The sequence below is a fragment of the Nitrospirota bacterium genome (assembly GCA_026387665.1).
In the GTDB taxonomy this organism is placed as follows: Bacteria; Nitrospirota; Nitrospiria; order Nitrospirales; family Nitrospiraceae; genus Palsa-1315.
In genome coordinates, this window is the sequence record JAPLLG010000007.1 from 309479 (window position 1) to 324160 (window position 14682).

Annotated in this window: 14 protein-coding genes; 8 read left to right on the top strand and 6 right to left on the bottom strand. The window is 56.4% G+C overall.

The window, feature by feature from the left end; genetic code table 11:
* Positions 1-76: 76 nt before the first annotated feature.
* Positions 77-1069 carry a ketoacyl-ACP synthase III gene (locus NT179_05775; protein ID MCX5721522.1) on the bottom strand — a complete coding sequence of 331 codons (993 nt, stop codon included), beginning with the start codon at positions 1067-1069 and terminating at the stop codon, positions 77-79.
* Positions 1070-1263: 194 nt separating this feature from the next.
* On the opposite strand from NT179_05775, the gene bamD reads away from it, so the two are divergent.
* Positions 1264-2130 (top strand): outer membrane protein assembly factor BamD, encoded by an 867-nt coding sequence (gene bamD / locus NT179_05780; protein MCX5721523.1) that lies wholly within the window; start codon positions 1264-1266, stop codon positions 2128-2130.
* 179 nt (positions 2131-2309) lie between these two features.
* On the opposite strand, the gene NT179_05785 is transcribed toward bamD, so the two are convergent.
* The 5 genes from NT179_05785 to NT179_05805 all read right to left on the bottom strand — a co-directional run bounded on the left by NT179_05785 (position 2310) and on the right by NT179_05805 (position 6861).
* Positions 2310-3056: a cytochrome c biogenesis protein CcdA gene (locus tag NT179_05785; GenBank protein MCX5721524.1), complete on the bottom strand. Its 747-nt coding sequence runs from the start codon at positions 3054-3056 to the stop codon at positions 2310-2312.
* A gap of 168 nt (positions 3057-3224) precedes the next feature.
* Positions 3225-3725 carry a TlpA disulfide reductase family protein gene (locus NT179_05790; protein ID MCX5721525.1) on the bottom strand — a complete coding sequence of 167 codons (501 nt, stop codon included), beginning with the start codon at positions 3723-3725 and terminating at the stop codon, positions 3225-3227.
* A gap of 35 nt (positions 3726-3760) precedes the next feature.
* On the bottom strand, positions 3761-4384 hold the full coding sequence (locus tag NT179_05795; protein ID MCX5721526.1) for a TlpA disulfide reductase family protein: 624 nt from the start codon (positions 4382-4384) through the stop codon (positions 3761-3763).
* Positions 4377-5294 carry a c-type cytochrome biogenesis protein CcsB gene (gene ccsB / locus NT179_05800; GenBank protein ID MCX5721527.1) on the bottom strand — a complete coding sequence of 306 codons (918 nt, stop codon included), beginning with the start codon at positions 5292-5294 and terminating at the stop codon, positions 4377-4379. Before ccsB ends, NT179_05795 begins: the two co-directional genes overlap by 8 nt.
* A 76-nt stretch (positions 5295-5370) precedes the next feature.
* Positions 5371-6861, bottom strand: a complete 1491-nt coding sequence (locus NT179_05805) for a cytochrome c biogenesis protein ResB (protein MCX5721528.1) — start codon at positions 6859-6861, stop codon at positions 5371-5373.
* Positions 6862-7151: 290 nt separating this feature from the next.
* On the opposite strand from NT179_05805, the gene metK reads away from it, so the two are divergent.
* The 7 genes from metK (at position 7152) to NT179_05840 (ending at position 14602) form a co-directional block, all read left to right on the top strand.
* Positions 7152-8300, top strand: a complete 1149-nt coding sequence (gene metK, locus NT179_05810) for a methionine adenosyltransferase (GenBank protein MCX5721529.1) — start codon at positions 7152-7154, stop codon at positions 8298-8300.
* A 100-nt stretch (positions 8301-8400) separates the two neighbouring features.
* The gene (gene ahcY, locus NT179_05815) at positions 8401-9657 is read left to right on the top strand and encodes an adenosylhomocysteinase (GenBank protein MCX5721530.1); all 1257 of its coding nucleotides are present in this window, start codon (positions 8401-8403) and stop codon (positions 9655-9657) included.
* A gap of 369 nt (positions 9658-10026) precedes the next feature.
* Positions 10027-11454 carry a HEPN domain-containing protein gene (locus NT179_05820; GenBank protein ID MCX5721531.1) on the top strand — a complete coding sequence of 476 codons (1428 nt, stop codon included), beginning with the start codon at positions 10027-10029 and terminating at the stop codon, positions 11452-11454.
* A gap of 340 nt (positions 11455-11794) precedes the next feature.
* Positions 11795-12055, top strand: a complete 261-nt coding sequence (locus NT179_05825) for a hypothetical protein (GenBank protein MCX5721532.1) — start codon at positions 11795-11797, stop codon at positions 12053-12055.
* Positions 12052-12453: a type II toxin-antitoxin system VapC family toxin gene (locus NT179_05830; GenBank protein MCX5721533.1), complete on the top strand. Its 402-nt coding sequence runs from the start codon at positions 12052-12054 to the stop codon at positions 12451-12453. The genes NT179_05825 and NT179_05830 overlap by 4 nt, the downstream gene beginning before the upstream one ends.
* A 245-nt stretch (positions 12454-12698) precedes the next feature.
* Complete coding sequence (locus NT179_05835) at positions 12699-13928, top strand: hypothetical protein (protein ID MCX5721534.1); 1230 nt, start codon at positions 12699-12701, stop codon at positions 13926-13928.
* Entirely contained in the window at positions 13925-14602 is a 678-nt protein-coding gene (locus NT179_05840; protein ID MCX5721535.1) for an OmpA family protein, read from the top strand. Before NT179_05835 ends, NT179_05840 begins: the two co-directional genes overlap by 4 nt.
* The last annotated feature ends 80 nt before the right edge of the window (positions 14603-14682 follow it).

Here is a 14682-nt window from a genome sequence, read left to right on the forward strand (position 1 = left end):
AACACTCCTCGGTTCAAATACAATGAGCTTTGTGCGCGGCCGGATGATGGCCTGCACACCGAGCCGTCACAGCCTTTTACCAACGAACCAACCCTGTCGCCCACGTCACGCCTCCGCCAAAACTGCCCAGGAGGACCATGTCATTAGGCGAAATCTTCCCCGACCGAACGGCGTAATCGAGCGCAATCGGCAAGGAAGCCGACGAGGTATTGCCATAGCGGCCGATCACGGAACAAACCCGTTCCGGCGAGACCCCCAGCCGCTTCGTGAGCTGACCGAGAATCCGCCCGTTGGCTTGGTGCAAGACCAGTTGCGCAAGATCTTGCAGATCGACACCGAACTCTTTCACGATCTCCTGGATCGCCTGCTCCAACCGCTTGACGGCCAGACGAAAGAGCGGCGCCCCCTGCATCCGCAACGTATGACGCTTCCCCTCAACCGTTTCCGCCGTCGTCGGCATCCGCGAGCCTCCGGCTGGGATCATAATCAAACCATGCTGAGACCCGTCTGCATGGAGGCGAATCCCCAAAATGCCACGCCCGGGCGGGCAGGTCTCTGGCTCGCCCCGCAAGACCACCGCACCGGCTCCATCGCCGAACAAGAGCACGGTATCGCCATCAGCTGGGTCGATAGAACGGGACTTCACCTCCGCTGCCACAACTAGACAGGTCCTGACCTGGCCACTCCGAATCATTGCATCGGCCATCGAAAGTCCATAGAGAAAGCCCGAGCAGGACGCCGCCACATCGAAGGCCGGGATCGTGCCACAACCGAGCATTCGCTGCACATGGCAGGCCGTGGAAGGAAAAACCGAGTCGGGAGAGGTCGTCGAGAGCACGATCGCCCCCAGCTCCGACACCGGGAGCCCTGCCGCGTCAAGCGCCTGCCTGGCTGCCTTCACCGCAAGATCGGAAGAGGCCTGGGAGGCAGAAGCCCAGCGCCGTTCCTCAATCCCTGTCAGGCGAAAGACATCCGCCGGGTCGAGGCCTAACGAAGCCCCCACCTCGCGATTCGACACCACCCGTTCCGGGAGGTATGAGCCAGTCCCAATAATCTTCGTCCGTATCATAGGTCTGAGTACTGCTATGCGATTCGTGACAATGTCGGCGGGATTATAGGTCTCGGTGCCACAGGGGTCAACTCGTCGGCCCACATCATTGCATTCAACTCGCGCTCCTGTTACATTTTCACGCAGTGATGGTACGTTCCTTTCCCATACTGACCTCTACTTCACGACTCGCAACGGCCCTCGGCTTGTGCGCGGTGATCTTTTGCGTCGTCACCGCCTGCTCCAGCACACCCAAGACACAAGATGCCGCGAAGAAAGCCCTGAGCGGCACCGACGAACAGATCTTCCTGGGCGATACGATCGAAAAGAACTACGACCCCAACGTCATCATGAAGCGGGGCGAAGCCTTCTTCGAAAAAGAAGAATACGCGGAAGCGATCACCGAGTATAACCATTTCCTCGACCTCCATCGCACCCATACCCTCGCCTCCTATGCCGCATTCCGGATCGGCGAAAGTCAGATGAAACGGGGCAAGGGAATCGATCGTGACCCGGAACCTGTCCAAAAAGCCATCGAAGCCTTTGAACGGCTACGGAAAGATTTCCAGGGAAGCCGGTACGACGGCCAAGCGCTCGAGAAGATCCAGGAATGCCACGACCTCCTGGCGCAGATGCATCTCTTCGTGGGCGAATTCTATTATCGACGAGGCTCCTATCTGGCCGCCGCCCATCGTTTCGAACAGATCATGAAATTGTACCCGGACAAGTCGGTCGCGCCAGACGCCTTATACTTTCTGGCGCTCAACTACCATGACCTTGGTGCAGACGATTGGGCCCGTGAACAGCTGACCCTGTTGGCAGAAAAATACCCTCGCAGTAAACATTCCCAAGAAGGCGCCAGCCTGCTCGCGAAAATCAGCGGAGGAAAATCCGCGACCTTGCTGGCCAAACATACCGAACCAGCGCCTGCTTCCAGTACACCGACGACGCCCCCATCGAGCGATCAGCCGAGTCTAACATCGGGGCTCATCCCCTCTCTCACGGCCGAATCGTTCCGTCTTCCTTCCGCCACGGCATTGGGCCAATCTTTCGTGACCTGCCGCCTCGGCGCCTGGTGCTAATCAATAACAGCTTTGAAGCTAACTGCTGAAGGCTGATTGCTGACGGCTAGCAGGATGCTCAAAACGTTCGTCCAGCAAGGCCGCAGCCGATGGAAGCACCGGAGGCGTAGCCCCTGGCTACGTTGAGGATGCTTTCGAGGCGAGAACGAAGCTGGCGGACGTTTTCAGCATCCTGCAGCTCACTGGCCGAGGTACCAGCCAACCCCATGCTGTTCCAGGAAGCTGGTAATCATCGTGAGGGTATTGGCGTAAATCATGATACCCACGATGATCAGCAAAACCCCGCTCACAGTCGATACGCCCCACAAATATAAACGCGCCTGCTTAAAGTAGGCGAGGAAGCGATCCACTCCCAGCGCGGTCAGAAACAACGGCAGCCCCAAGCCCAAGGAATAACTCGTCAGCAACAGGACCCCGTTCATCATCGAATCGGTCGTACTGGCATACAATAAGATCGTTCCGAGCACCGGCCCGACGCAGGGAGTCCAGCCAGCAGCAAAGGCCACCCCGATCAAAAACGATCCCACATACCCAACGGGCCGACTTCTGAATTGGAACCGATGCTCCATTTTCAGAAAACTGATATTCAAGACCCCCAATAAATAGAGACCGAAGATGATGATCAGGACCCCGCCGATCCGTCTAATGTGGTCTTGATAGGTGATCAAGGCCTGGCCGATGAAGCTGGCCGACGCGCCGAACGACACGAAGACTACGGTAAACCCTGCAATAAACAGCAGCGCGTTGACGATAATGGATTTCTTAAACTTCGACCGCACCGTCGCATCAGTGAGTTGCTCGATGGACAGGCCCGTGATGTAGGAAATGTAAGAGGGCACCAGCGGAAGCACACAGGGGGACACGAACGAGAGGAGACCGGCCGAAAAGGCCGCGACGAGAGAAATGTTCGTGATCGATTGCGACAATGTCGGACAGGCTCCTAGCAGGCTGCGGAAATACTCTGTAGGTACGCAAGATGCTCAAAAAGTCCGTCCAGCAAGGCCGCAGCGAGCGAAGAGGCGAGGCGTACGCTTCGGTACGTTGAGCCTCTGAGCGATGCGAGAACGAGGCTGGCGGGATTTTTCAGCATCCTGCTAGGACTTCATCAACAGCTGCACCAGCTGATGCGCTTCCGGCGCGCCCCAGTCACGCGCGCCGAAAATCTGGTGGCGGACGATTCCCTGCCGATCCACCATGAAGGTCATCGGGAGGCTCCTGGCCCCATAGGTCAATCCCACGCGATAGTCGGCATCGTGGAGGATGGGAAAGGTCAGACGGTTCTCCTGCTGAAACGGCCTGGTGATCGAGGCCCCTTGCGCATCGGTCGATACGGCAAGGATCTCAAAGTCATTCCGAGAAAACGCCCGATACAATTTTTCCATCGCCGGCATCTCCACCCGGCAGGGACCGCACCAGGTCGCCCAAAAATTCAGCAGCACGACTTTGCCACGCAAATCCGACAGCGCGACTTGGCGTCCGTTCAAATCGCGAAGCTGGAAATTCGGGGCCAGCTCACCCAATCTAACGACCGTACGCTCGGCAACCGGCAGGAAATCCAACGCAGTGGCACTCCCCATCCCTGTCAGAGCAACCATGAAAGAGAAGACTGTTCCAGCAATGGCCCGCTTCGTCATCCTCTCCCCGCTCCGCGATCCAAGGATTGCGCGTCCGTCGCCTTGGGTGTCACATTCAGCAGCTTGGTCAAGATCTCCAAACTGTCGAGCCTTGTCCAATCCCGCGGCCCGATGACAATTTCACGGATGACGCCTTCCCGATCAATGATGAAGGTTTCCGGCACACCCATGCGTTTGTAGGGTTTATCGGTCTTGCCCCAGGAATCGATCAGCACAGGGAAGGTCAAATTCATGCCCTTGATGAAGGGGGGAATGTCCTTGGTCGTCGTGACGCGATCGATGCTGACCGCCAGAATCACCAACCCGTCCTTTTCGAAGTTCTTATGGAGCACTTCCATCGAGGGCATTTCTTCGCGGCAAGGCTTGCACCAGGTCGCCCAAAAATTCAGAAAGACCACCTTGCCTCGAAAATCCGAGAGCCGCTGAGGCTTGTCGTTCAGATCGGTGAGGACGAAGTCCGGCGCCTGCTTGCCCACGGCCAGCAGCTCATATTTGGCGCTCTGCATCCAGACGATGCCGAAGACCACGGCAAGAATGACGGCGCCGACCAGGAGGATGGCCACGCGCGACGAGCCCTGCTCGTCTGCCTCGCCGTTCACGCTGTGTTCGGACTTATGCATACGCATGCAGGCCTGAAAGCAGGAAATTCACGCCCCAGAAACAGAAGATCACCATCAAGAAGCCGAAGACCGCGTAGATGGCGGCACGGTGGCCTTCCCATCCGCGCGTCATCCTGGCATGGATGTAGGCGCCGTAAATCAACCAGACGATCAGAGACCAGGTCTCTTTCGGGTCCCAGCTCCAGTAGCCACCCCAGGCATAGTTGGCCCACATGGCCCCGAGGATAATGCCGAAAGCCAGCAAGGGAAACCCGATCGTGATCGCTTTGTAGCCCAACTCGTCAATCGTTTCGAGGTCAGGGAAGGCCGCATAGAAGCGGGAGGTGCTGCCCCGCCGCTCCGCCCGTTCCTTGAAGAGATACATCACACCCAGGCCGCCGGCCATCGCAAAGGCCGCGTAGCTGGTCAACGTGATCGACACATGGATGTAGATCCAGTAGCTGTTGAGCGCCGGCACGAGAGGCTCCGCTGTCTGATACCGGTAGGGCAACAGGGAGGCCGCGCCCATGGCAATGAACCCGATACCCACCACGAAGGCGCCGATGGCTTTGATCTTGTACCGCAGCTCCAGCAGCACATAGCCCAGGATGATCGCCCAGGATACATAGGCCATGGCTTCGAACTGGTTCGACCAGGGGGCAAAGGTCCCGGAGGTCTGCATCCGCTCGAAGGCTCGCGTAAACAGGGCGCCGGTATTGACGAGCCATCCGAAGACCGTAATCAGGGTGGCAATCTGGCCCAATTGCGTAGCCCAGGCTCCGTCCCGTTCATCGAAGTTATCCGCCGAATGGCCGGCAGGAGCCAAGGTCATAACCGGACGGCGCGCAAACAGATAGGCGATGTAGAGGGTCAAGGCTGCGAGATAGAGCCAAAACGTCATGTCGAACAGAAACAAAGATCGGACCATCATGTCCTCCGTCGAGCAGTTCAGGCCAATGTGCGTATCGTTATCATACTCAAACCAAAGACGGTTTGACTACCAGCCCTCAGGCCCCGCTGATTCGTGAGGGGGAGGCCGACAAGCTCTGAAGCTTCTCCGTCAACTTTCGAAATTCCCTCTGGAAATCGATCTGGCTCTTATGGGTCGTACCGCCGATATAGACCGTCACGCCCTCCGGGGCCGGAAGGATCTTCATCCAGATCCGACGGTGGAAGATAAACGAAGAGAGAGTAATGCCCACCACGATCATGGTCGAGCCGGTCCAGACGATATTGATCCCGGGATTCTTGGCAATCTGCAGACCGGTGAACTTCTTCGGCTTATAGCCCACTAATTCGAACTGATACTTCGATTCTTTGATATCGAAGAGGTCCGGGAACTGATAGAAAATCCAGGGCGTCGACTGGACCGTGCTCCGTTCATTGACGGCCAAGCGGATCGCGGGATTCGCATGTTCCACCGTCTTGGAGAAGACTTTTTTCTCGGTCGAGTTGAAGGCAAAGTCCGCCACGAAATCCGTAATCGAGAGTTTCAGGTCGAGCTCAGGGACCGCCTGCTCCTTTTGCCATTCCAGATCGACGGTCTTGAGGACCTTGTCCGTTTCTTTGTCCTTGATATTGATCCGCGCCACTTCAATCTGATCCCAGGAGTCGCCGTAGCTGGATTGATAAAACCAGATGCCCTTGTACACGAGGGGGTCGTTGACCGAAATCGTCTTGGTAACGACAGACTGGCCCCCGTCGATGACCGTCAAAGTACTGTTGTAGGACTTCACGGACCCGTTCTCGTGATAGTCGATCCAGAACTTATCGACCTTGAGATCGAAGTTGCCTCGCGGGATATGATAGGTCTGCCCTTCGAGACAGACCCCGAACTCCTGGAATCCGTAGTAGGTGCCGATCAGGCCGCCGATGATGATGACCGTCGCGCTTAAATGAGCCATATGCGCGCCGACGCGTCCCAAGACGCCCTTCGTCGCATAGAGGGTCACCTCGCCCGGCTCATTCTTCGCCAGCACCTTATAGCCCTTCTCGATGAAATGCTGCGCCAGCTGCTGCGCCACGACCTCCTTGCTGTTTGCGATCGAAACCTCGGCCTGCTGCTTCATCCCCTTCACGAAATCCAATGACACGCTGACGCGGTCCTGCTTCATCGACCGCCAGACACCGGGGAACCGCTTATAGAAACAGGTGAGGGAGTTGACGCAGAGGAGGCCGAGGAGACTGGTGAACCACCAGGTGTGATAGACGTCGATGAAGCCCAGCCGGAGAAACCACCGGTAGGTGTTCTCTCCGTATTCCTGAATATAGGATTCCGGCCGCTCGTTTTGTTGGATCACCGTCCCGATCGTGGCGGTGATGGCAATGAACAGAAAGAGGAACATCGCTAGCTTGATCGAAGCGAAGAACTCGACCAGCTCGCGAGAGAACTCCTCCCATCCCAGCCCTGGAACGGGTGATCGTGGACTCTTCTGTTCGGGAATCGCGTCCGGCTGGCCATTCATCGTATTGACAATCCCTTTTTCGTCACGAGACACACCTTAGTCATTGCCCACTGGATACAAAGACACGGCCTTGCGCATAGCACGATCATGGTCCCGGGAGACGGGGCCTATCCCAAACGCGCCCCTATGGCGTCGTAGATAAAGAAGGCGAGGACCGCGGAATTCGGTCATCTTACAAGTGCCAGAAAAGGGGTGTCAAGCAAGCAGGCCGCGATGCGACTCCACCATTCTACACAGTAAAAGAAATAGACAACAGAAGCCTAGTCATACTAATATCCCTTGGGAATCCGTTAGGTTATTGCCAACTGAACCTTGAGGAGCCAATGAGAAATAACTACCTGTTCACGTCAGAGTCCGTGACCGAAGGGCATCCGGACAAAATTGCCGACCAGATCTCCGACGGGATCCTCGACGCGATCATTGCCAAAGACAAGTTTGCCCGGGTAGCCTGCGAAACGATGCTGACCACCGGCATTGCCTTCGTGGCCGGTGAAATCTCCACCAAAGCCTACGTCGAGATCCCCGACATCATCCGCGAAGTCATCAAGGATGTCGGCTACACCGATGCTTCCTGGGGATTCGACTACCACACCTGTTCCGTCCTCACCGCCATTCACCATCAGTCGAACGATATCTCCATGGGCGTCGATTCCGGCGGCGCCGGCGACCAAGGCCTCATGTTCGGCTTTGCCAGCGACGAGACCTCCGAGCTCATGCCCATGCCGATCGTCCTCGCCCATCGCCTCACCAAGCGGCTGGCCGAAGTCCGGAAGAAAAACATCCTGCCCTGGGTCCGCCCGGACGGCAAATCCCAGGTGACCGTGGAATACAAGAACGGCAAACCGGTGCGGATCGACACCATCGTCGTCTCCACCCAACATAGCCCCGACGTGACGAACAAGCAGATCACACGCGACATCATGGAAAAAGTCATCAAGCCGGTCATGCCGAAAGGGCTCTATGATTCGGCGAGCGTGATCCACCACATCAACCCCACCGGACGCTTCGTGGTCGGAGGTCCGATGGGCGACACGGGATTGACGGGCCGCAAGATCATCGTCGACACCTATGGCGGCCACGGCAGCCATGGGGGCGGCTGTTTCTCCGGCAAGGATCCCACGAAGGTGGACCGGTCAGCGTCCTACATGGCCCGCTACATCGCCAAAAACATCGTTGCAGCCGGGTTGGCCAGGAAGTGCGAAGTGCAGCTCGCCTATGCCATCGGCGTGGCAGAGCCAGTCTCTGTGTTGGTCGACCCGATGGGCACGGAACGGGTGGCGGCCGAGAGCCTGGACAAGCTCGTGCGGAAACATTTCCCCATGACCCCGCGCGGCATCATCGAGCATCTCAAGCTCCGCCGGCCGATCTTCAGACAGACCGCCGCCTACGGTCACTTCGGCCGGAACGAACCGGGTTTCACCTGGGAAAAAACCGACAAGGCCAAGATCTTGCGCAAGGACGCAGGCCTGTAGACTAGACTGGACCGATGACAGGGGGGACGGATTGAACAATCCGTCCCCCCTGTTTCCCCTGACTCCCCATCACCAATCACGCATCACGCAGGAGGTTTTCGTGGAATACGATGTGAAGGATATGAAGCTCGCAGACCAGGGCAAACTCAAGATCGAATGGGCCGAAGCCACCATGCCGGTGCTGCGGCTAATCAAGAAGCGCTTCCTGAAGGAAAAGCCCTTCAAGGGCCTGCGCATGACCGCGTGCCTCCATGTGACGACCGAAACCGCCAATCTGATGAAGACGCTCCAGGCCGGCGGCGCCGATGTCCGGCTCTGCGCCTCCAATCCCCTCAGCACGCAGGACGAAGTCGCCGCGTCGCTCGTCAAGCATGACGGCATCCCGACCTTCGCCATCAAAGGCGAAGACAACAAAACCTACTACAAGCACATCCAGTCGGCCATCGCCCACAAGCCGCAAATCACGATGGATGACGGAGCCGATGTCGTCTCGCTCATTCATTCCAAGCGGAAGGACTTGCTCAAGTACGTGATCGGCGGCACGGAAGAAACCACCACCGGCGTCATCCGGCTCCGCAGCATGGCCGAAAAGAAAGTCCTGAAGTTCCCGGTGATCTCCGTCAACGACGCCGACACCAAACACCTCTTCGACAACCGCTACGGGACCGGCCAGAGCACGATCGACGGCATCATCCGCGCGACGAACCGCTTGATCTGCGGCACCACCTTCGTAATCGCCGGCTATGGCTGGTGCGGACGAGGAATCGCGATGCGCGCCAAGGGTCTGGGCGCCGACGTCGTCGTCACCGAGATCGATCCGGTCAAGGCGATTGAAGCGGTCATGGACGGGTTCCGCGTCATGCCGATGGAGCAGGCGGCATTGATCGGAGATTTCTTCGTCACGGTCACCGGCAACCTGAAGGTCATTCGCCGCGAACACTTCGCCGTGATGAAGGAAGGGGCCATCGTCTGCAACTCAGGCCACTTCAACGTCGAACTGGACATTACCGCCTTGGAGAACCTGAGCAAGAGAAAGCGCCTCATCAGACCTGGCGTCGAGCAATTCACGCTGAAGACCGGCCATCGGGTCAGCCTCCTCGGCGAGGGACGGCTCGTGAATCTGGCGACGGCCGAGGGCCATCCTTCCAGCGTCATGGACATGAGCTTCGCGAACCAGGCGCTCGGAGCCGAGTACTTGGTGAAGAATTACAAGAAGCTGGAGAAGAAGGTCTACCCGGTTCCGCCGGTGATCGACAAGGAAATCGCCCGGCTCAAACTCGCGGGCATGGGGATGAAGATTGATACGTTGACGAAAGAACAAGTGAAGTATCTCGCCAGCTGGGAAATGGGGACATAGCAGGAATGCTGAAAATGTCCCCCAGCGTCGTTCTCAGTCGCCCGTCTCCCTGCAACGTACCCCAAGGGTACGCTTCGGTCGCCGAGCTCCCTGCGGCCTTGCCGGGATGCCATTTTGAGCATCCTGCATTCGGACAGAGTTCGGTGAATGCGCGGAGCTGAGAACAGTCTTCACAGCACCTCAGCAAGAGAATAAACGGAAAGGCCACTGGAAACGGTGGCCTTTTTGTTTAGGCTCAAGGGAACGGCGCCTGACACCTTCTTCCACAACAGAAATACTGATCGATACAGCAACTTGACGAGTTTGTCACTTAGCCTTTAGTCTTTCCCTCAAGACTCTTATGAATCCCAGAGAACAACCCCTGCTATCATGAGAAACAAGACACTTGGAGCCCTAGTTCGCCGAATTGTTTACCAGTTTGGATATGACTTTTGTGCCCATTATAAATATCCGTTGACAGCATTCATCTCTGCGCAGACAGAGTCCACAGACGTACGCGCAATCGCTTCCCGTGGGTGGTCTCAAGAGGAGATACAAGCCAGCCTCCGAAGTATTCTCTCGCAAGATGTTCATCTTCTGAAGTGCTGCGGTGATCCCTGGCATTTGGCTCAAGCTATCGACATTCTTTTCCTCCGCAAGTTAAGCAGTATTCACTTTACCGTGGGTGATGCGCTACCTGATACGGAGCCAGACATTCTGGATACCGCAATTGCAGAATTAGACAACCAACTCTACGAACAGGGAGAGTTTCAAAAGTTTGCGTGCTTTCACCTGTTCAATGTGAAGTTTCTCCCAGAACACCTAATCCAACCGCCCTATGACGGGTGGGTAATAAAGGAGCTCGACGGCACAGCAGTCCCTCGCCTGCTTGGAGAGTCATCCCTTCATAGCTTTATCAGTCCTCCATCAACTGGCACATGGTTCTTGATCTGCAAAGATACTAATGGATTTGAGACTGAACGACTTTACGAGTGGCTTGTCCGACGGTGGAAAGAGGCTCAGCCATTTCGTCAAGTCTTTCAGTATGCCGTCGACGGCATTCTGGACATTGACTATGTGGCGCCTCACTTTTCACCAGATTGGGTTAATGAAATTCAGAAATCTGGCTTGTCCTATCTAGGGCTCCCTCGCCAAGATACCGTTCCCTCGCACTTGATCCCCCATCTAACCGGGAATGAGCAAGAACAAATTAATCGAATGTGGCGAGTTTACACTCGCCATCGGACCCGTATTATCGAAGTAAATCACTCGCTCCGGAAAGCTCTTAGGATCGCAGGCGAGTTCTTTGAGGATTATCATCGAAAAGCTAATAGGGTGGAGCAGTTTACAAGTCTCATGATCGCACTTGAAGCTCTATTCACTCCATCAGATCAAGCCGAGCAGACCTTTCGTATTTCTCTGAGCTGTGCGCTACTCGCGTGCGAATCTCATGACAGTGACGGAAGGCAGGCGGTGTTCGAGTTCTTGAAGAAAATGTTCAAGCGCAGAGGAAAATTGTTCCATGGACAATTCGATAGTTCGGAGGAATCCCCAGATAAACTTGCATCTGATGAGGAGATAAGCCAGCTAGCTTCTCTTGTACGAAAGTCAATTCTTCGATTGCTAACAATGTACCTACAGGGCGACAACGACTTAGAGATTCTCAGAAAGAACTTGCAAAAGGCAGCACTGGATGAAGGCTTACGTAATGAGCTATTGAGAAAGGGTGACTACAAAGAATTCATGGATGACAGTCAGGGTCTCTTACTGTCACTGCCGGAAAAAGGAAATCAGGTACAGAAAACAGAGCCACTCTAAATTTCCTAATGCCGCAGGTGGTGGTACTGGCGGGGGCGGAGATCACTGGGAGCGCGGGGCCCCGCCGATGATCTTAAGGCGGAAACTGACCGAGCCTGCGAGGGAATTTCCGAAATCGCTCTGCCTCCCATTCTGGTGCCTTGTCACGGAAAAATTACTCAGCACTGAGGATCGACTTATTTCAGCCCCCTCGGTTTGCTCTGAACCATACGCCATCGGCTATCAGCCATACGCTCTTCGCAAAAGCCCCCCAATCTTCGCATCCGTTTGACGAGCCAGGATCTGCACTGTACAATGTGCATCACTATGATGCACCTATGATGCACGGAGGCCTGACGCCATGAAAGCCATTACATTGCGGAACCTTCCCCCCGACGTTGCCCGTACCGTTCAACAGCGGGCCAAGCAGAAGAAGACCAGTGTGAATAAGGCCGTCATTGAGCTGCTGGAAGAATCGGCAGGAGGCAAGGGGAAAAAGAAAACACCGGTCCGCTACCATGACCTCGACTATCTCGCCGGAACCTGGACGAAACAGGAAGCCGCCGCGATCGATAAACTCATTGCCGAGCAACGCACGATCGATCCGGAGCTCTGGAAATGACCAGGCTACTGCTGGATAGCTCCGCATATATCGCGTTCAAGAAAAACCACCCCGACGTGATCACCACCCTTCCACAAGCTGAAGAGATCTGGATCAGCCCGATTGTCCTCGGAGAGCTTCGCGCGGGATTTCTCCAAGGAAGCAAACGAGAAAGCAATGAGCGCGAGTTACGAATGTTTCTGGAATCCTCGCGCGTTCGCCTGCTGACAGTGGACGAAGAGACATCGGAACGGTATGCGACCATTCGTGTCGCCTTGAAAAAGGCCGGCACTCCGGTTGCCGCCAACGATCTCTGGATTGCCGCCAGCGCCATGCAACATGGGCTTCCAATCCTGACGTCCGACCGCGACTTTCAAAAAATCCCCCAGGTCATCGTTCTCCACTTCCCATCAATCTGAAAGCGACGAACCACACACCCTCGCTCTGCTTTACTCCAAGCCATTAGCCATACGCTCCCCTAAGAGGCCTAATCTGCCGGTTGCTAGGCAAAGAATGCCTGGCCCCTACGGAACAGATCCCGCGAAATAGACGGATCATGGGCTTTTTGATGGGTCCATCCTCTATTGTGCGCGGCACGGAAGTTGAGATGACTTTACCTAATCTTGCCGCTAACTGAGTCCATCATGCATGAATTGAGGATGCGATGATCACGACGTCCAGCCTGTGGGAATTTTTGAGCCGCGATGCCTCCTTCTTCGGAGGGCCCCAAAGCCCGATGCTGAGCTGGATCGGATCGTTTAGCATCATCTTCTTTTTTCTCTGGCAGGTCCTACGATTACGCAGGGAAGTCGCTAGCGCGCAACGACCCTTCGATCGAGTCCGCCCGATGCTGACGGCTCTGGCTCATGACCGCGGCGACGGCGATCGTGAGCGATTCACAAGCCGCGCGCTGGTGGGATTCTCGGCTCAGGCTAGTCAGCCGGCATCCTCCTCTACCCGTATCGATTGCGACGACCTGCAGACCCTTGAAAAGGGTCTGCAGAAAGAACCCATGTTCCGGCAGGCCTGGGCGCAGTTCCGCAAGACCTTGGTGCTCGAACATGTGCCCTGGTTTGTGGAGCCTCGCATTTTCAGCACCTGCCGGGCGGAAGAAATCTTTACGCAGGATATGCTTCTGAGCCATCGCGTGAACCTGGCCTTCTACAGCCAACTGCCTTCCCTGGTGACCGGCATCGGGTTGCTGCTCACGTTCCTGGCCCTATTCATTGGCCTCAGCAAACTCCACGCAGACGGTCATGACATTGACGGCATTCAGGGGCTGATCAACGGGCTGGCGGGAAAGTTCCTCACCTCCATCGTCGGACTGATTGCCGCGAATCTCTTCACGCTCATTGAAAAACCGATGGTCTTTCGGCTCATGAACGAGCACCACACGTTCCTCGGTCTCCTCGACGAGCTCTTTCCCCGCAAGACCATGGAACAGATGTTGGAACAACTCACGCCGATGCACCGCGCGGCGGGAAGCAACCGGCAGGCCCCGGGGGAAGAGCTTGAGGAGCGCACCGAAGACAGGGGCAAGGACAGTCTGGCGGCCCCCATTGCTGAACTGGCTGCGGCTGTCCGGTCCTTGATGCAATGGAAGCAGGAGGAACAGGCAGCGGGACGACGGATGACGGCAGAACTGCCGCAAGTTATCCGTGAGGAATTCACAGCTCCGATCACAGCGCTGAACGCCTCGATTCAGCGCCTCACCACATTGCTGAAAGATATGCCACGACAGAAGGCACAAGAACCGAGGACCCTTGATGAACTCATGAGCCGCCTGACGGACGGGCTCGCGAAGCAGCGAACGTCTCCCGGGGCCGCGCAGCCTGAGGAACACCGATTTATACCCAGACGCTCGCTCGTATCCACGGAGGGGCCGACCTCATGAAACGCACAACCACGCAGGGCACCGGGCCCTCGCAGACGACCCTCGGCATCACCGATCTCATGACCTCCCTCGTGGTCGTCTTCATCCTGCTCTTCGCGGCGCAGTTCAGCAAAGTCTCTTCTGCTGCGCAGTCTGAATTACAAGACAACAAAGAAGACGTGCAAACGGCTCTACGCGATCACATTCAGCGCCTGGGGCTTTCGCTTGATGCGGATCCCCGCGACCCGCTCGCGCTCGTCATCGTGGTCCCGGAGGACCGGCTCACATTTGAGTTTGGGAAAAGTACGCTCTCGCCTGCGGCGGATCAATTTCTCGTGGACGCCTTGCCCTTCTATGTACGAGCATTGTGCGGGCCGCTGCGCGACAAGATCGACTCACTCGCGATCGAAGGGCACACCGACGATTACGGCAGCGATGCGTTTAATTTGAAGTTGAGCCAGGAACGGTCGCTGGCCGTGATGGTGAAGGGGCTGGAAGTCATTCAAACCGCGGAACCATATTCGTACCAGTGTTTTCAGGAAATCACGTCAGCGACAGGACGAGGAAGACAAGACCTGATGTACGAATCCACCTCCGTCATCAACCGCGAGAAAAGCCGCAGGGTAATCTTCAAGATTCGTCTCCGCTCCGCCGAACAGCGGCATCAGACCGAGCAATCCGCCAAGGGTCTGTAATCCTCTCCCACTCTCTCTGCTCAGACATAGACAGGCCGATACGATCTTCACCCGCTGAAAGGAAGCGACTCTTGCCGATC